Consider the following 18,810-nt stretch of genomic DNA (forward strand, 5'->3'; position numbering starts at 1 on the left):
AACGTACGATCGGTGACAGCCCCTGTCAGGGGTCTCAGTAAAATGGATAAATGATATAGAATGAAGGAGTGTTATAGACATGGGTGCAGAATTAAATGCAAAGTTATTCAGTGCTGCGGATAATCTTCGCAGTAAAATGGATGCTTCGGAGTACAAGAACTATTTATTGGGGTTGATCTTCTACAAGTACCTCTCAGATAAGCTGTTGATAAAAGTCGTTGAACTGGCAGATGAATCTTTGGATACATATGATACGCCGGATAAACAGACAGAGCTTTATGAAGAACTGTTATCTGATAAGGATACGAAAGAGGACCTGATCGCAACAGTTGTCGATACGCTTGGGTATGATATTGAACCACCTCATCTGTTTAACGTGTTGGCTGAACAGGCGAAGAAGAACGTCTTTCAATTAAACGACTTGAATAAAGCGTTTATCCAGCTTTCGACGAAGTACGATGCGTTCAGTGGGTTATTTGATGACGTGGATCTGCAGTCGAAGAAGCTGGGGTCTGATGATCAGCAACGAAACGTCACGGTGACCGATGTGATCAAAAAGCTCAATGATGTGGATCTCATTGGTTATGAGGGTGACGTGATTGGGGATGCGTATGAATATCTCATCGGTCAGTTTGCATCTGAAGCCGGAAAGAAAGCCGGCGAGTTCTATACGCCGCATATGGTATCGGATATGATGTCACAGATCGTAGCGATTGGTCAGGAAGACAAGAAGTGGTTCAGTGTCTTTGACCCGACGATGGGATCAGGGTCCTTGATGCTGAATGTGCGAAACTATCTCAATCACCCGGATAAGGTAAAGTACCATGGCCAGGAACTGAATACAACGACGTTTAACCTGGCGAAGATGAACCTCATCCTCCATGGTGTTGATCCGGAAGAAATGCGTGTTCGGAATGGGGATACGCTCAATAAGGACTGGCCAACGGATGAACCGTATACCTTTGATTCGGTGGTCATGAATCCGCCATACTCGGCGAAGTGGTCGGCGGATGATACGTTCCTCGATGATTCACGGTTTAATCGTTACGGGAAGCTCGCTCCAAAATCGAAAGCGGACTTTGCCTTCGTGCTGCACGGCTACTATCACTTAAAAGAAACGGGTACCATGGCGATTGTATTGCCACACGGGATTCTCTTCAGAGGAGCTGCCGAAGGCACGATCCGGCAAAAGCTATTGGAGGACGGCAGTATTTATGCGGTCATCGGCATGCCACCGAATCTGTTCTTTGGAACGTCGATCCCGACTACGGTATTAATCCTGAAAAAGAATCGTAGTACACGGGATGTCCTGTTCATTGATGCCAGTCGTGACTTTATCAAAGGCAAGAACCAGAATAAGCTCTCCAAGGAGAACATTGAGAAGGTCGTGGATACGTATAATAAGCGTGAATCCGTTGAGAAGTACGCGCATTTAGCGACTTTTGAAGAGATCAAAGAGAACGATTATAACCTGAATATCCCACGTTACGTAGATACATTTGAAGAAGAAGAACCTGTCGATATGAAAGCAGTAGGGACTGAAATGAAAGAGATTCAAGAGAAAAAGCAGGCCCTGCAAAAAAGCCTGTTTGAGGATATTTCATCCCTGCAGTACAGCGAAGAAGATGCGGAGTGGATTCAAGGAGCGTTAGAGGTGTTTGGATATGACAAATAAGCTGGTACCTGAGATTCGGTTTGATAGTTTTAAAGATAAATGGTTAACAAGAAATTTGAATGAAATAATGAAATTTTCAAATGGCATTAACGCTCCGAAAGAAGCATACGGTCAAGGTAGAAAAATGATTAGTGTACTCGATATTTTATCTGAAGAGTACCTAACTTACGATAATGTTAGGAATTCAGTTAGTGTTTCTGAAATTTTAGAACAAAAGAATAAAGTAGAATTCGGAGATTTAGTTTTTGTAAGATCATCAGAAGTATTAAATGAAGTTGGCTTGTCAAAGGCATATTTGGATAATGAATATGCCTTATATAGCGGGTTCTCAATTAGAGGAAAAAAAATTTCTGAATATGATCCTATATTTGTTGAAAGATCTTTGAATGGAATTAGCAGAAGACAAATTGAACGTAAATCAGGTGGGAGTACAAGATATAATGTTAGCCAGGAAATTCTAAACTCTCTTTTTATTAACATGCCTACCGTACAAGAACAACAAAAAATCGGCGAATTCTTCAAGAACCTCGACGACCGCATAGCCCTTCAGCAACAACACATCACATTATTAAAAGAAAGCAAACAAGGCTTTTTGCAGAAGATGTTTCCGAAGGATGGCGAACGTGTGCCGGAGGTTCGGTTTGATGGGTTTAGTGGGGAGTGGGAAGTTTTAGAAATAAAAAATATTGCCGCAGAAACTTATGGTGGAGGCACTCCAAAAACTTCAATAAGTGATTACTGGAATGGGAATATTCCTTGGATACAAAGCAGTGATCTTAAAACAGATGTTTTGAATTTAGTTTCACCCACAAAGTTTATAAGCGATGCAGGTATTAATAATTCAGCAACTAAACTTGTACCTGAAAATTCAATCGCTATTGTTACTAGAGTAGGGGTCGGGAAATTAGCATTGGTTCCATATCCTTATGCTACTAGTCAAGATTTTTTATCTTTATCATCGTTAAAGATAGATTTGAAATTTGCATTATATTCACTTTACTTAATCATTAAAAAAGAAGTTAATAACTTACAAGGTACATCTATTAAAGGAATAACTAAACCGGAGTTATTAAAGAAAAAAATAATAATACCTTCAAATTTAAAAGAACAACAAAAAATCGGTGAATTCTTCAAGAATCTCGATGATTCTATTGCCGCTCACGAAAAAGAACTCGAACTGTTACAGGAAACGAAAAAAGGATTCCTGCAAAAAATGTTTGTCTAGGAGGTGATTGGTGTGCAGAGCCTGTCTCATCGTTCAGAAGCTGAAATCGAGAACCATCTCATTCAAGTATTGGGGGAAGGGCATAACCAGTGGACGTTTCGTGATGATTTGAAGTCCGAAGCGGACCTTTGGCAAAACCTTCGTCAAAAAATCACCCAGAATAACCTGTCTGAACTCGGTGACACACCACTGACGGATAAGGAATTTGATGCGATTAAAACGGAGCTTTTGTTCCGGACACAGACGCCGTTTGATGCGGCAAAGTGGTTAAAAGGCGAGAACGGGATCGCCCGGATCACCATTGAACGGGAAGACAGCCATCAGGGGTTTGTGTCCCTTGTGCTGTATTCCAATCAGGATATCGGTGGCGGGATCTCAAGCTATGAGGTTGTGAACCAGATTGCCAAACAGTCTGCTACAGACGGCGGGCGGGATCGCCGTTTTGATGTAACGCTATTGATCAACGGTCTTCCCATCGTGCAAATTGAACTGAAAAAGGTCACCGCCAAGGACGGCGTGTATCAAGCCTTTAACCAGATCAAAAAGTACGCGGAAGAAGGGATGTTCCGAAACAATATCTTTGCCACCCTGCAGCTGTTCGTTGTCTCCAATGAACAGACGACGCGGTACTTTGCCAACGCGATGCCGAGAAACCTGCATCGGAAGTTCATGTTCAGTTGGCGCACGAAGGATAATAAGAAAGTCGAGAACCTCTATGAATTCTGTAAACAGGCCCTGAATATTCCCGATGCCCACCGGCTGATTGCCAACTACACCATCGTCAGTGAGGATCAGGATAACAAAACCCTGATGGTGCTTCATCCGTATCAGATCCACGCCATCGAAGCGCTCTTTACCGCAGTCAATAAACATCAGTCGGGCTACGTGTGGCATGCGACAGGCTCCGGGAAAACGCTCACGAGCTTTGTGTCGACGAAGCTGCTTGCGAAGAAGTCCGGTATTGACCGCACGATCATGCTCGTGGACCGTAAAGATTTGGACAGTCAGACAACGAGTGAATTTACGAAGTTCGCCTCCGAGTTCAATACAGGGATCTCGTCAGGAAACACTCCGGCAAATAGCTTAATCGTCGGGACCGGAAGTGCTCAGGAACTGAGTAAGACGCTGTTGGCGGATGCGAACTCGAACGTCGTCATCATTACGACGCGTCAAAAGCTCGATTCGGCGTTAAAACATGCGAAGAAACAGGAAGAACAAAAGGGGTCAAACCGGTATGAAAAGCTGATGGGCCAGCATATCGTCTTCATCGTCGACGAATGCCACCGGGCGTTGAGTGCAGAGAACATGGAAGAGACGAAGAAGTTCTTCCCTAACTCCACGTGGTTTGGGTTTACCGGGACACCGATCTTTGAAGAGAATAAGAAACAGGCCAAAGGACAACTGGCACGAACGACCTTTGATCAGTATGGGGATAAGCTCCACTCGTATACGATCAAAAATGCGTTGGAGGACGGCTCGGTCCTCGGCTTTCAGGTGGAACATGAAACGACGATCAAGCCCATCTCTCTAGATGAGATGATTTACACGAAACTCCGAAACAGTGAGGCTTATACGCATATGCCAGATGAAGCCATCAATATAGAGATCAATAAGATGACGGGCATGCAAAAAGAGGCCTATATCGATAAGGAAACGTACGAGAAGGATGAACATATTGATACAGTAATCAAAAAGATCTTCAGTCCGAATAATGCCTATATCAAGTTTGATTTCAAGAACGGGAAGCCGACGAAATCCGCCATCCTGACAACGAGCTCCATCGATATGGCCAAGCGCTATTACAAAGCCATTAAAGCAATGACCAGCGAGGAAAACTGGATGGAAGAGGTCTTTCAAGACCGGCCGCTCCGAAAAGGCCAGACGATGGACGACCCGGACTTCCCGCGGATTGCGATTACGTATTCATTGGATGAAAACAACGAGAACGCCATCGATCAGCAAGAGGAGATGCAGGAGATCATTGACGACTATAACCGTTACTACAAAACCGCCTGGTCCCTGCAGGACATTGAACGGTATAACGGGGACATCAACAACCGACTGGCACGAAAGCGTGCAGAGTTCCAACAGCCGGGCCGTCAGGTGGATCTGGTCATCGTAGTCGATCGCTTATTGACGGGCTTTGATGCCCCGACGATTCAGACGCTGTTCGTGGATCGGAACCTCGAATATGCCGGACTGATTCAGGCGTTCTCCAGAACGAACCGGACGTATCCCGATAAGACAAAGGGGCTCATCGTCACGTTCCGTAAACCGCACAAGATGGAAGACAATGTGGCGAAGGCAACGAAGCTGTATTCAGAAGTGAAGGAAGAGTCCGGTCTCATTTATCCAAGCTATGATTCGGCGAAGAAACGCTTCAAAAAGGCACATAAAGAGCTGGAGGCGATCATCGAAGAAGAAGGGCAGATCGATGAACAGGCACCGATCGATACCCGTGTGGACTATGTGAAAGCTTTCCAGGAGCTCAATAACGCCTATGAAGCACTGGTGACCTATGACAGCTACAACAATGATATAGATACGTCCAAAGCCTTGCAGGCACAGGTGAATGTATTGAAAGAGGAAATGGGTGTGTATGAAACGGTGAAGGGGTCCCTGATTGAGGATGAACCGATCATAGATCCGATCAATCCACCGGATTTCTCTGATTTGACCTTCTACAGTGACGCATCAGCAAAGCTCTATGACATTGACTCCAGCTACATCGATCAGCTGCTTGGTACGTACCAGGCAAATAACCCGGATGTCCGCGACGAGATCGAAGAAGCCCTTAAGAAATTGAACAAGGCTGAAACTGTGAAGGACGTCTACCGTTCGATCTTAAACGCCATCGATGACAAAGAAGTGGATGAAGCAGAAGATATCTTTGCCGTGAAGCGCCGCTTCTTTACCGAGAAGAAAGAACAGATTGTCGAAGGATTCAGCAATTACTGGCACGTATCCAGTAACGAGCTACATGCATCCGCCATTCAATACATGATCGGCATGGACGCTATTCCCAACATGAAGAGCATCATTGAAAGCAAGGACTATGACGCCTTCAAAGTGGAACATCCGGACGTGAAACCGTTCAAATACCCACAGATGATGAAGCGGGAGTGGCAGCAGGTCCTTGATGAGCAGATTGTACCGCTGGATGATGAGTTGAGGTAAATGTATGAGAACAAAGGCGTTAATGTAAGTGATAACCCAGGTGCAATTGTTTGATAGAGAAGGGGTTGGTCGGAGTCTATGAATATTGAACCGATCTACAAAGAATATCGAAGGCTTAAAAAGTCAATTGATTCTCAAGAAGCGATATGCCTAAGGGATTGGAATAAATCGATATCTGTTATTTATGAAAAAGGAAAATATAAAGTAGATGTGGATTTATATACATTGGATATCACAAATCGAAAAGACATTACAAATGGTCTTTATGCTAAATATGAGCACAAGCTAAAAGGTTATAATTTCGATAATGCGAAACAGGATATTACGAATAGTAGTCGAAGAGATGAGAGGCGAATATGGTCAGGATACTTAAAGCTTAAGTATCCTGATTCATATCTCGATATTAAGTTTATTGATCGAGAAAGACCGGATTATTATTTGTATGTTAATGGCTGTGTGATTGCTGTTGAGGTTGTTGAAGCAATGTTTCAAAAGCAAGGGAAATTCAGAAACTGGCATCGATCCTTTTTAGGGAAAAATAAGATGATTAGTGATTTAGTCAACCATAGATATTATGATGATTCGTTCTATCTTGAGGAGGATAATAACATGATATGGTCCTCCTGTCATAAAGGAATGATTAACTCTAGTGCAATACGAATTAAAATTATTGATGCTATTCTTTCAAAGGTGAAAAAATATAAAAATTACATGAAAGATGTGGAACTACCAAAAGAAAAATGTATTTTGGTAGGTTATACATCAATAGGTTTAATTGATGAGAGTGATTTTTTAGATCTTGGGAGAAGAATTGCACAGGAGGAACAAATACGATCATCCCATATTGAACGAATCATAGTAACTTCATATCTCTATAATAACTTGGTGGAATACGATCGGTGTGGAGAGATAGTACATTACAAAATAACATAAAATATTGAAGGAGTTTCTTAGATTCCTGAATTGTATATGTCATTAAGGTGAATTTTCAAATTTGGATAGAGATACAATGAAACCGGCGTTGTACTGTGGCTCAGAGGACGCATCATACAGAACTTTTGAACCAAATATGCAATAGACCTTAGCCCAACAAATACGTCTTCATCGGATAGCTGTACCCACTTATTATGTATATAGTAATCTAAATGTGGACCACCGTAGTCATTGAAACCTTGCCCACCCAGTCTAAAAATTTACACTATGAAAAATCGGTCATTCTGAGGTCACAGACCTCATGAATGACCGATTTCTTATTGCTTGGAACCTAGATTCCCGAGAAATATGATGATTTATAACGAGTCATGGCTTAACAGTGAGATTTAGACAACTCCATCCTCGTTACATATTTTTATTTTATAACAAGTGGAGAATGGTGCTATATCAGCATATATTGTCAGTCTCGTTATACATTCCGGGAATGCAGGTTGGAAATGGATATAGAGCTTTGCCTTTCGCGATGAGTCTCAAATCTTTCCCCATTAAAGTCTATAAAGTGATCAATGATCGAAGGGTCCCACTATGATCCTCTGCCGTTTTGCCGAATGCTGCAGGCCTTTTCATCCTGGATTCCTGAGAAATTTAATGGTTTATAACGAGTAATGGCTTAACAATGGGATAGAGTCAACTCCACACTCGTTACATATTTTTCTTTAATAACAAGTGAAGAATGCTGCTATATCAGCATATACTGCCAGTCTCGTTATATATTCCGGGAATACAGGTTACTTGGAAGAGTTTATTGATCAACAATTGTATGAACGAACGGTCAAGTAAAACTAAACAATAGAAACACATAAAAAACTGTTTACAGATTCAAATTTTTATAGTAATGTAAATGATAATAAGTGAGTGTATATGAATATAAATGATGAACGGTGTGATACTAATGTATAGTGATCAGGAAAAAGAAATATTAGTTGATGTTGAAAACGTTGTAAGTAGATATTTTAATTTATCGGACTTAGTTATTAACAACTTGCCTCATCAAATTGAAAATGACGATTTATACACATTAGAAGAAGTGGCCGAAATACTTTCTATGTCAATTGTTACGATTCGCCAATATGTGAGACAAGGAAAGTTAAAGGCTATTAAACAATGGAAAAATTGGATGGTTCCATCGAATGCTATTGCAAAAATGATTTACGAAAGAAAAAACGGTAAGAAACTGAGAGAAAATGAAACGATGCTGGTCATAGTTGCGGGAGATCTCTACGAAGAAGATAGTTCGATCAGAGACTATCAAATAATTACAGCAGGAGATCTTTTAGCAAATATAAATGCAAATTCTTCGGTTGCCATTGATGACTACATTTATACGGTGATGCCAAATCAAAAAGAGCATCTCATTTATATTGAAGCGACTAGCAATATTAATAATTTTTTCAGAAGGACAGGCGATATTGTATTCAGTGATTTGAGTAAAGTGGAAGCACCTCTTGAAAGCTTCTTGCCGGAAGAAAAAAAAGCATTGAGTCATATCATCAGCAATAGAGATCATTTAATAGTCGAAAATCCAAATGAGGCTTTATTGACGATTAAGGAATTGTTCGGTGAACCAGAAGATGTTTATACAGTATTAAAGATATATAAAGCTTTGTTGGAAGTAGCAGGAGAAGAATTCAAAGGACAAAAGAAAGGAGATGTCTGAAAAAGGAAGGGAAATTAATCATTGTCTGCTGTGTCACATCTCATATTAAAATACCTTTTGGAAAGGAAGATGAAAAATGTCTGTTCAACAAATTGCAGATAATTTCCTAAACGAGGTAAGCCATTTCCGTAATGTTGACCTTAAACCCAGTGAAAAAAATACGAAACGAATCAATGTGTATGTATCACCTGAAAGCAGGAAGCGTTGGATGCAGGTAGACATAAATCCGACATACTTGGCGGTGTCTATGGATCACATGGAAGGTGAGTTATCTTTAATGGATGTTTCTAAAATAGGTATATCTCAAGATCGATCAAGCAGAAAGACAAGCTTTAAAGTGACACCAAATACTGAGAAATTTTCAGCTGTTCACTTTTCGTTTTTTGAAACAGATAACTATGATTTTTCAAATGAAGAATTTATAGTGTTTTTAGAAAAACATTATAAAGCTTTTTTAAAGAGGGTGCGTTTAACATAATTGAGCAGGATTCATAAAATATATCAGGAGTTAAGATGCCTTTTCCTGGCACAGAAAAGTATCACCGAACTGGGGAGAGACTTTTTCAGGTCCATGGATAAATCTATTGCAAAAATCTGTACTTTTATGATGCAGTAATCACATGGCTCAAAAATCCGCATTCAGTGGCTCAAAACTCCGCTCATATGGCTCGATCTGTCCGCAATACTCAAGCGAATTTATGCAACGAGTGGATCGGTTACACTTAGTTGGACAGATTCGTTAAGGTCCCGTACACTTGGTTCAAATACAAACCAAGGAGAGCTGTTTTATGACAACTCGCAAACGGAGAAGTTTCACAAAGGAATTCAAAGAACAGATCGTGCAACTGCATCAAGCTGGCAAGCCCCGATCCGAACTCATCAAAGAATACGAGCTGACGCCTTCTGCCTTTGATAAATGGGTTAGGCAATACCAGGGTAGTGGATCTTTCAAGGAAAAGGATAACCGTACGTCTGTTGAAGAAGAGCTGTTACAGCTCAAGAAAGAAAATAAACAGCTGACCATGGAAAATGATATTTTAAAGCAAGCCGCGCTGATCATAGGACGAAAGTAAATGTAATCAAGGCTAATCGTTACAAATACTCGGTATCAGCAATGTGCGACGTCCTACAAATTGCAAGAAGCTCATTCTATTACGAATCCAAACGGCAAAATGAATCAGAGCAAGAAGAACTGACAGAATTGATCGTAAGCATTTTCATGAAGAGTCGTAAGATCTATGGTCAACGGAAGATCAAAGCTGAATTGAAAAGAGCTGGATGGACGGTGTCGAGACGCCGTATCAAGCGGATCATGGCTGAACAGGGTTTGGTATCAAAGTATACCGTAGCTCAATTTAAACCTTCAAAATCTAGCTGCAATGAATCCGAAACAGGCAACACACTGGACCGGAAGTTTGATCAGGACGACGAATTAAGCGTTGTTGTCAGCGATTTAACGTATGTCCGCGTGAACAAAGCATGGCATTATATTTGTGTATTAGTCGATTTATATAATCGTGAGATTATTGGGTTCAGCGCCGGGCCTCATAAAACCGCTGAATTAGTTCAAACTGCCTTTGCATCCGTCCCCTACAATCTAAATCGGATCGAGATCTTTCATACAGACAGAGGCACTGAGTTTAAAAATCACCTGATCGACCAGGCACTCGATACCTTCGGTATTACCAGATCATTGAGTGACAAAGGAACGCCCTATGACAATGCCGTAGCTGAAGCCACATTCAAGACCATCAAGATCGAATTCGTTCGTGGTGCGGTTTTTTCTAGCCAACAAGAACTTGATCTTGAACTTTTTGATTATGTGAACTGGTTCAACAATATTCGAATTCACGGATCATTGGATTATTTATCACCAGCTGAATACAAGTCAACGGGACCTTAATTTTTTTGTCCGATTTAGTGTTGACATACCAGAGAGAGAACCGGAGGTTCTGCAAAGAAAACGGCACACGGCTGAGTGGTCCCAGACTCGGAAGATTTCCTAAACATCAATCTGCGGAAGACAAACAAGTGGCCTACCAAGATGCCTGTGAACGAAATGCGTTTGAAGCCAAGTTCGGAGAGGGTAAACGTTCTTATGGTTTAGGTCTTATTCGAGCTCTCCTAAATGAAACAAGCGAAACGGTCATCGTATTGCAAATCCTGAACTTGAATCTTTCGAAGGTGCTTCGGGACCTTCCTTCTTTTTTCATTTTTATTTTGGTGGCCAGAATCCGAGATTATTTTACCGATTTACAATCGACAAATATCGATGAATGGGTTATTCAGTAACCCCTTTAACAGCAACTCTAGTGAGATTAAGTATACTTAATATGGTTTGATATCACCCTACTTCGTGACAGGTCAAAGTTTCAAGGTAGGTATGATACATTAATGTCTATATACAGATAACGAAAATTAAGCGAACTTTTATGCAACCCTTCATTAACCCGATCGCCAGATACAAATGGCGGTCGGGTTTATTTTTTAGGATGAACTTTTGTTCGGTGACAGTGGCTGTCACTGGTGAAGGTAGAATGGTGATGAATGGACGACTGCTAAAGGATTCTGATTTTACGATGGGAGTGGTGAGGGATGAAGCGAATGGTGGCAGTGATTGCTGGAATGATCCTGGTGGCTGGATGCAATCAGCTTGATCAGCGTGTCGAACAGGTGAAGGATGCGGTTGAATCCGGAGAATATGGGGATGCGGCTTATCTTGCAGGTGCGTTTTTGCAGGATGAGGAACTGACGGAGGAAGATCTTGAGCAATTTGAAGCAGCGATTCAGGCATATTTGGGCGAGAGGCTCAGTGATCTCCACGATCAGTATAAGGCGGAGGAGATTGATGAAGCGGAGGTTAATGAACGTGTGGATCCTGTATTATCGGTACTCGATGATCCGGGAGAGGAGGCGGAATCTTACGCAAGTGAGATCAATGTAATGAAAGAGGCAAGACATCACCTTCACAAGGGTGAAACGTTGATGGAGAAGAACTGGTTGCAGGCTGCTCTGGAAGAGTTTCAGAAAATCGATGACAAGGCAGAAGATGAATTTGCACAGGCACAGGTGCTGTACGAGGAGATTCAACCAAATCTCTGGGATGAGGTCAAGGGAGATGTTGCAACTGATGTGGATAACGGCATGATGCAAGCTGCGCTCCGTAGATTGGATGAAGTGAGTGAATGGTTTGAAGATCATGCGGAATGGGATGAGCTTCATGATCAGATTTATGAGACCGAAGTGATTAAGGGCCTGTCAAAAGTAGAGGATCTGTTGGCTGATGAAAGCTATAGGGACGCTCTCGAAAAACTCGAGGAGCTTTCTGCGTATGGCATGATGGAGAATGAGCTTGATGAAATGATCAATGAGACGGAAGCGGTAATTCAAGCGCAGGACGAAGAAACGAAGGCACGTCTTCAGTCAGCGATTACGGAATATTATGATGACGTGACGGGGGATACGATTTATGTGCCTGAAGGTCATTCGACGCAGTACGTTGATATTGTCAAAAATCAGACGAGCTTCTATCCACGGATCGTTGAATCGGGAAGCATAGCCTATTTCACAATTGTCGCCGGCTTCGGCCAGGATGACTGGGTGTTCTTCGATACGCTGATCTTTAATGCGGACGGCAGGCGTTTCAGGTGGGATCTCCCTTACTTCGATCGTGGTTCAGATGTCGGAGGGGGCGTGTTCGAGTGGTATATTCTGAGTGAGCTGACTGTGCCTTCGATCATGGACGATCTTGAAGTCATCCGTTCAAGTGAAGAAGTGCAGGTCCGCTTTCAGGGCAATGGTTTTCGTGATTATACACTGACAAAAGAGGACCAACAGAAGATCGAGGATATGCTCGACTTTTACTACTTGAATGAATTTGAGGGATTGTCGTTTTGATTGAATAAACCATGGATAAATTGTGAATTATCAGAAATTTAAGCGTTTTATTTTGTGGGAGGGAAGGAAATGAGTTGGAATATTTGGTATTATATAAATATGGAAAAATGTTGTGGTTGAGTTCAATTTTCAGTATGTTATATGTTTGCAGATTGGTGATTAGGGTTTTAACATTTTTGTGCTAACCGGTGATTTAGAAAACTGATAACGGATCTTTGAACGGAGGAAATGGTTTTGGGTGCAAGAATCGAACTGGGTTGTAATCGATGTGGGAATAGAACAATGATCCGATCAGGTGTTGGGATGAGGGATTCGATGTTTGAAAGGTGTCTGGAAAGTTGTGCTCCTTCCACCAGAAAGAAAATTTAACAACTGGTAAAAGTCAAAGTACATGACTACGATTTTGAAAACTGGATCTATGCCTGTGAAGCTTGCGACGAGATCATGTCAAAACCATATATGTATATCCGCTACGATGACGACCAGACGTATGAGACGTCGTTTCGTTTCAGCAGATGTAGAAGCCGCCGCCTGGTGCCTGTGGAAGAAGATGCATTACTCGATCTTCCTTGTCCGAATTGCAAAGAAAAGGAACTCGAAGAAACGGGAATCATGATGTGGGACTGATGATCTCCGGAGGGAGGTCCGGGAAGAATAATAAGGATTGTGAGGCATTTATATGTCAAGAATACGTATGGTTAAACAAAACAGGTCGTTTATATGAGGAATCGAATGAATCATTCAAGAGAGATTTACCAAGAAGTGATTCGGAAAGTCGAAAAAGTGATTTCAACTCTGGAAAGCGAAGGTACTGATTCCGAGATAATAGAATATCAAAATCAGGCTAGAAATAAGTTATCTGCACTGTATCAAACACTCGTGGATAATCTCCAGTCCTTGGAAAAGAATTCGGAGTGGAATGTGTTTACCATTGCCTTTTATGGAGAAACGAATGCAGGGAAATCAACGTTAATTGAGACTCTTCGTATTCTCCTAAAAGAGAAAACAAAATTGCAAGAGCGAATGACATTCGACAAGGCATTGCATGATTATAAACAAGTGCAATTTAAAATAAATGACCTAAACACTATAATCAAATCATTAGAAAACTCTTATGAAAATGAATTGATGATTAAGCAAGATATCCTGAATGGTTTACTATTAAGAAAAACGGATTTGGAAAGCAGCTTAGAGATATTGGAAAGCAGATTGAATGAATTACATTATGATATCTTGCATAAGATTGTGTTTCGATCATTTGATTTCATACGGAGTATGTTCAATAAATTAGACGAACAAACTGAAATAGATAACATCGTTCTTGAAATAAACGACGTCGGTGAAAAAATGAAAAGTCTTGAAGAAGAGATTATCAAAAGGCAAGATGACTTGGATGAAACAGATGAAAAATATGACTCTGACAAAAAAAGCAGAATGAAAGAGGCCGCTCTTCTACAAAACACGATAGCTGAGTTAGAACAGATATTAACGAATAACAGTGATGCTAAAATTGTTGGTGATGGGCGTTCTGACTTCACACGAAATGTAACTGAATACAGGTTTGCGTTTAACAATCAGACATTCGTTATCTCAGATCTGCCAGGCATAGAGGGAAATGAGAAAAGTGTTCAAGCTGAAATTGATGGAGCTATTGAGAAAGCACATGCTGTATTTTATATCAGTGGCAAGGCTAATCCTCCACAAAAAGGAAACGATGAGAGGACGGGAACAATAGCGAAAATAAAGAACCATCTAGAAAAGCACTCAGAAGTATACTTTATTTACAACAAAAGAGTAAACAATCCTCGGCAGCTATCTAAGACCTTAATTACGGATAGCGAATCTGAAAGCTTAAACGTCGTAGACCGGGTGATGGCAGAGACACTGGGAAAACAATATAACCACCATCTGTCACTAAGCGGCTACCCTGCTTTAGTTTCAATCGGGAACTATTGGGGCGGAAGATTGGAGAAATCCAAGTACAAGTTTCTTGATACATTTGATTCTCCAAAAGTTATAATGACCTACAGTGGAGTTAAAACCTTTTCTGATTGGATGACAACAAACCTGGTTGAAAATATAAATTTTAAAATAGAGAAGGCAAATGTTAATAAAGTATCATTCTCATTGAATGATACAATAAATAACCTCGGGGAACTATCAGATAGCTTTAATCGTTTAGAACACAAATTGAAAAGTACTTTGAAAGGATCATCCGATCAACTAGAAGAAGTGGAGGAGTTATTTTACCGGAATGTAATCAATTCCATGAACGGTGCAATAAATAAATTTAAACAGTCATTAAGAAAGAAAATGTATTCAGATATCGATCAAGATATAAACAATGACCAATTTTCAAATCGTTTAAAACAAAGAACGGAAGAGGAAGTAGAGCGATTAATAAAAGACTTTGAGAAACGGATTCATAAAAATGTAGAAGATTTTGAGGGTCACATGTCTGCGGTCATTGAAAAAAACCAGCAATATGTCGAAGAGTTACTGGAATCTTACTCAAATTCGGTTGAGTTTACTTTCGAGTTTGACCCTGAAATAAAAATGAAAAAAAGTGTGAATCCAGCTGAAGTCGCAGCTTCTGCGGGAGGTTTAATATATGGGGTTATTTTCAATGTGATGAATTTGACGAATCCTTTTGGATGGGCTTTGCTTGCAATCTCTGTTATTACGCTGATAGTTTTTGCAAGTAAAACTATTTATAAAGTATTGAATAGTGATTACCGAAAATCACAGCAAAAGAAAAGCACAGATGAGAATATTCAAGAGATTGCTAATAAACTGCGGGCTTCTTTGGAGGAAGAAGTGGATAAAACAGTAACTCCAGTAAATAACGCAGTAAACCGTATCGTAAAAGATATTGAAACATCCGTAAGTCAAGTGGAAGTGATGAGACAGGTTTTTGAAGACGTTGAAAGTGAACTGAGAGTAATGGCCAGAGATATAGAATACAGAGAGGAGTTAATCAATGGAAACAATTGATTATTTCAAGCAACGACAATCCAAAACAATTGAAGTGCTGAAGAGACTTATGGGCTTTTTGGAGGATGGAGAGAGGTTTGGGATTACCCTTGATCAAAGTGTTATCAATAAAATACAATCCGCGATCAATACAGTAGAAACTGATATATTGAAAGTTGCATTGATAGGGGGATTCTCGGAAGGGAAGACATCGATTGCCGCAGCATGGTCTGAAAAATACGATACTTCTTCAATGATAATCAGTCAATCAGAGTCAACGGATAATGTGAATATATACAAATTAGATGATTTTGAACTGATCGACACACCTGGTTTATTTGGTTTCAAAGAGACTGAAGATCGACAGAGATTTAATGATCTTACAAAGAAATATGTAAGTGAAGCAAATTTAATCATATATGTAATGAATCCAAACAATCCGATCAAGGAAAGCCATAAAGAAGATTTGACTTGGCTATTTAAAGACCTGAATCTTCTTCCTCGAACTGTTTTTGTGATCAGTCGATTTGATGAAGAAGCAGATTTGGAAGATGAAGATGATTTTAATGAAAGATTCTATACTAAACGTGAAAATATCCTATCGCGATTGAATGATTTTGGAATCATTCAAAAGAACGAAGAGATATCAGTTGTGGCTGTTTCTGCTAATCCTTTTGGAGAGGGGATTGACCATTGGTTATCAAATCTTAATGAATACAAAAAGATATCACGCATAAGTCAGTTACAAGAGGCGACAACAGAAAAGATAAAGTCGGTTGGTGGAGAACATTCATTTGTCGTTGAAACGCAGATGAGTATTCTTAGAGATGTCATCAAACGTGAAATGCCAACTGCCATGGAGAGGGTTGTCCAAGCGTCAAAAGAAGTTGAAAAGTTAAGAAATACATTTATAGACATACAAAAAGAACTGAACAAGTCAGAAAAAAAGATCAGTGATGCCCGTATTGATCTGAGAACAAATATTTCATCACATTTTAAGGACTTGATTCTCCAAGTGAAAGGAACTGATTTAAATACGATTGATGATTTTTTTGAACGGAATATAGGGGATGAAGGAATCGTATTAGAGACGGATATTCAAAATGAATTTGATCGTCAATTAGGGAAAATTACACATGAAATCTCGCAAGCAGAGAAGAGTTTAAAATCCAGCGTTGGTCATTACAATAATATTGTTGGAGACATGGCATTAGATGGTATGAAACTGGGTGGGGAATTCCTGAAAAAAGGCGGATTTCAATTGAATAAAGAGGCTGTACTTGCTACAAGGGATTTGTTAGCCCCATCCATTAAATTCAAACCTTGGGGAGCATTTAAGTTAGCTAAAAATTTGAATAAAGGTGCTGCAGTATTTGGTGCAGTTTTAGGCCTAGGATTAGAGGTTTGGGAAAGTTGGAGTAAAAGGAAGAAAGAACAAGAATTCCAAAAACTCATCGAAAAAACTGTTCAACACTTAAGTGATCAGCGTAAAGAATACCTTGCTTTTGTTAATAATGACGAGTTTGAACATACATTTTTCCCACAGTACATCCAGTTGCTTAATGATATTGAACAAATAAAAACAGAAGTAAGTAATAGAGAAACGATCCAAAAAGAATTTGAAAAATGGCAACATCAAGGAGAAATCATAGAAGCTGAATATAAATTACTTCCATAAAGACTTTATGTGAGGTGAATTTTAACGAGTAGGTGCCAGCTCACATGTATGTATGGCATTTTTAAAGTTTGACTGTCATTTCGAAGCAAGTAATCGATGAACTGTTGACCATTCATGAAATCACTCCCTATGGAAATCCAGGTGTCAGACCCCCGACTCAGCGGAGCATCACCGCACCAGGGGTCAGGTCCGGGACTTCCCCAAATTTATGATGATAAGGGGAGATTGGAATGGGAAAGAAAAAAGATTTTGAAAACAGGCTGGAGAGAGTCATCAATCTTTATGATAATCTGGATGAAATAATCAATACACTTCCATTGGAAATGCCTGATGGGGCAAGAGACACTGTGAAGAAGATGATTTTCAGTAATGATGAAATTAATGAAGTGATCACAGGTCTGAAAGAAAGACGACCACCACGGATACTTCTAATTGGAAGAACAGGGGTTGGAAAGAGCAGTCTGATCAATGCGTTATTTGGGAAGTATCATGCAAAAACAAGTCCTATTGAAATAGGCACTCAAAAGTTAGAAAGGTACAACTATGAATCAAACGGAGAAGTAGTATTCGAAGTTATTGATACAAGGGGAATAGGCGAATCAAAAACGGATAACGCTACGTCAGCAGAAGAAGACCTGAAACATGCAGTGGAAGATTTTGATCCTGATGCGATTCTGTTTCTATCCGATGCGACACAGCGGGCAAGAATGGATGAGGATGTAAATTATATCAAAGAGATATATGATGACATCGGAATGGAAATACCGTTGGTTACTGTGTTGACTCATGTGGACAATGTTGAGCCCTCCAGAATAAAAGAGCCGGATCAATACAACAGATCGAAGTTAAGAAATATTGAAAGTAAAAAAAGTGACATGGAAAAGTTACTGAGCGATATGAATGTCAAGAATTCCATTGTGATTCCTGTCTCTGCATATATTGAGTGGGATCGTGAAGACCCGCATTTATTGAGTCCCGAAGAACAAAAACAACTGATCATTGAATTTGATGGCAGATACAATATCGAGGAACTAATTGATTTTTTGCAAAAAAATATGGATTTCCGGGCGGCAATTCATTTATTAATGAATACAAGGCTTGAGCTGGCCGTCAGAAAAATATCAAATTCAATGATTAAAGGATTCGGATTGGCTAGTGCCACAGTTGCACTAACTCCAATACCATTCAGTGATATAGCTATTTTGGTGCCTATGCAATTGATCTTAGTGATCATGATTGGTTACCTGAGCGGTTCTAATGTAGATAAGGAATCTGCAAAGGAATTTCTTGTTAGCTTGGGAAGGGTGGGGGCTGCCGGTTTTGGCTTAAGAGTACTTGCTCAACAGGGCAGTAAAGCACTAAATCTTGTTGCACCTGGAGCGGGAAGTGCAGTAAGCAGTTCAGTTGCATTTGCAGGTACATTTGCAATAGGGAAAGCAGCTCAAGCTTATTTTATTGAACAGGTGAATGAAGAGGATCTGCCTGAGATTATGAAAAAGGCTCATGAAGAAGGGGAAGCGTTACAATCTCAATAA

At 40.3% G+C, this 18,810-nt stretch carries 12 protein-coding genes and 1 pseudogene; all 13 read left to right on the top strand.

The genetic code is table 11. The annotated features are described in order from the left end of the window. The first annotated feature begins 79 nt into the window (after positions 1–79). Positions 80–1,675 carry a type I restriction-modification system subunit M gene (locus BSEL_RS01100; RefSeq protein ID WP_013171176.1) on the top strand — a complete coding sequence of 532 codons (1,596 nt, stop codon included), beginning with the start codon at positions 80–82 and terminating at the stop codon, positions 1,673–1,675. Further along, the gene (locus tag BSEL_RS01105) at positions 1,665–2,900 is read left to right on the top strand and encodes a restriction endonuclease subunit S (protein ID WP_013171177.1); all 1,236 of its coding nucleotides are present in this window, start codon (positions 1,665–1,667) and stop codon (positions 2,898–2,900) included. The genes BSEL_RS01100 and BSEL_RS01105 overlap by 11 nt, the downstream gene beginning before the upstream one ends. 12 nt (positions 2,901–2,912) lie before the next feature. Further along, positions 2,913–6,077: a type I restriction endonuclease subunit R gene (locus BSEL_RS01110; RefSeq protein WP_013171178.1), complete on the top strand. Its 3,165-nt coding sequence runs from the start codon at positions 2,913–2,915 to the stop codon at positions 6,075–6,077. A 78-nt stretch (positions 6,078–6,155) separates the two neighbouring features. Beyond that, positions 6,156–7,010 carry a hypothetical protein gene (locus tag BSEL_RS01115; protein ID WP_013171179.1) on the top strand — a complete coding sequence of 285 codons (855 nt, stop codon included), beginning with the start codon at positions 6,156–6,158 and terminating at the stop codon, positions 7,008–7,010. Positions 7,011–7,962: 952 nt separating this feature from the next. After that, positions 7,963–8,727 (top strand): helix-turn-helix domain-containing protein, encoded by a 765-nt coding sequence (locus BSEL_RS01120; RefSeq protein ID WP_177304803.1) that lies wholly within the window; start codon positions 7,963–7,965, stop codon positions 8,725–8,727. A gap of 76 nt (positions 8,728–8,803) precedes the next feature. After that, entirely contained in the window at positions 8,804–9,205 is a 402-nt protein-coding gene (locus tag BSEL_RS01125) for a hypothetical protein (protein ID WP_013171181.1), read from the top strand. Between the two features lie 310 nt (positions 9,206–9,515). After that, positions 9,516–10,630, top strand: a protein-coding gene (locus tag BSEL_RS01135) for an IS3 family transposase (RefSeq protein WP_095522123.1) whose coding sequence is annotated in 2 segments (ribosomal slippage) — positions 9,516–9,765 and positions 9,765–10,630 — 1,116 coding nt in all. Because the reading frame shifts where the segments join, the coding sequence is not laid out codon by codon here. A 32-nt stretch (positions 10,631–10,662) separates the two neighbouring features. Beyond that, positions 10,663–11,019 (top strand): annotated as a pseudogene (locus BSEL_RS17325) (transposase); the annotation flags it as partial. A gap of 303 nt (positions 11,020–11,322) precedes the next feature. Then, on the top strand, positions 11,323–12,624 hold the full coding sequence (locus tag BSEL_RS01145) for a coiled-coil domain-containing protein (RefSeq protein WP_041581636.1): 1,302 nt from the start codon (positions 11,323–11,325) through the stop codon (positions 12,622–12,624). Between the two features lie 444 nt (positions 12,625–13,068). Then, on the top strand, positions 13,069–13,251 hold the full coding sequence (locus BSEL_RS01150; protein ID WP_041581637.1) for a hypothetical protein: 183 nt from the start codon (positions 13,069–13,071) through the stop codon (positions 13,249–13,251). A 105-nt stretch (positions 13,252–13,356) separates the two neighbouring features. Then, entirely contained in the window at positions 13,357–15,618 is a 2,262-nt protein-coding gene (locus BSEL_RS01155) for a GTPase (protein ID WP_013171185.1), read from the top strand. Further along, positions 15,605–17,275, top strand: a complete 1,671-nt coding sequence (locus tag BSEL_RS01160) for a LeoA/HP0731 family dynamin-like GTPase (protein ID WP_013171186.1) — start codon at positions 15,605–15,607, stop codon at positions 17,273–17,275. Before BSEL_RS01155 ends, BSEL_RS01160 begins: the two co-directional genes overlap by 14 nt. 230 nt (positions 17,276–17,505) lie before the next feature. After that, positions 17,506–18,810 carry a GTPase gene (locus tag BSEL_RS01165; RefSeq protein WP_013171187.1) on the top strand — a complete coding sequence of 435 codons (1,305 nt, stop codon included), beginning with the start codon at positions 17,506–17,508 and terminating at the stop codon, positions 18,808–18,810.

It is taken from the genome of [Bacillus] selenitireducens MLS10 (assembly GCF_000093085.1).
Taxonomy (GTDB): domain Bacteria; phylum Bacillota; class Bacilli; order Bacillales; family Salisediminibacteriaceae; genus Salisediminibacterium; species Salisediminibacterium selenitireducens.

What these genes read in the sequence shown, in the direction of transcription:
- BSEL_RS01100 (WP_013171176.1), top strand. Translation starts at nt 80, where the DNA reads ATGGGTGCAGAATTAAATGCAAAGTTATTCAGTGCTGCGGATAATCTT.
- BSEL_RS01105 (WP_013171177.1), top strand. Translation starts at nt 1,665, where the DNA reads ATGACAAATAAGCTGGTACCTGAGATTCGGTTTGATAGTTTTAAAGAT.
- BSEL_RS01115 (WP_013171179.1), top strand. Translation starts at nt 6,156, where the DNA reads ATGAATATTGAACCGATCTACAAAGAATATCGAAGGCTTAAAAAGTCA.
- BSEL_RS01120 (WP_177304803.1), top strand. Translation starts at nt 7,963, where the DNA reads ATGTATAGTGATCAGGAAAAAGAAATATTAGTTGATGTTGAAAACGTT.
- BSEL_RS01125 (WP_013171181.1), top strand. Translation starts at nt 8,804, where the DNA reads ATGTCTGTTCAACAAATTGCAGATAATTTCCTAAACGAGGTAAGCCAT.
- BSEL_RS01145 (WP_041581636.1), top strand. Translation starts at nt 11,323, where the DNA reads ATGAAGCGAATGGTGGCAGTGATTGCTGGAATGATCCTGGTGGCTGGA.
- BSEL_RS01150 (WP_041581637.1), top strand. Translation starts at nt 13,069, where the DNA reads ATGTCAAAACCATATATGTATATCCGCTACGATGACGACCAGACGTAT.
- BSEL_RS01155 (WP_013171185.1), top strand. Translation starts at nt 13,357, where the DNA reads ATGAATCATTCAAGAGAGATTTACCAAGAAGTGATTCGGAAAGTCGAA.
- BSEL_RS01160 (WP_013171186.1), top strand. Translation starts at nt 15,605, where the DNA reads ATGGAAACAATTGATTATTTCAAGCAACGACAATCCAAAACAATTGAA.
- BSEL_RS01165 (WP_013171187.1), top strand. Translation starts at nt 17,506, where the DNA reads ATGGGAAAGAAAAAAGATTTTGAAAACAGGCTGGAGAGAGTCATCAAT.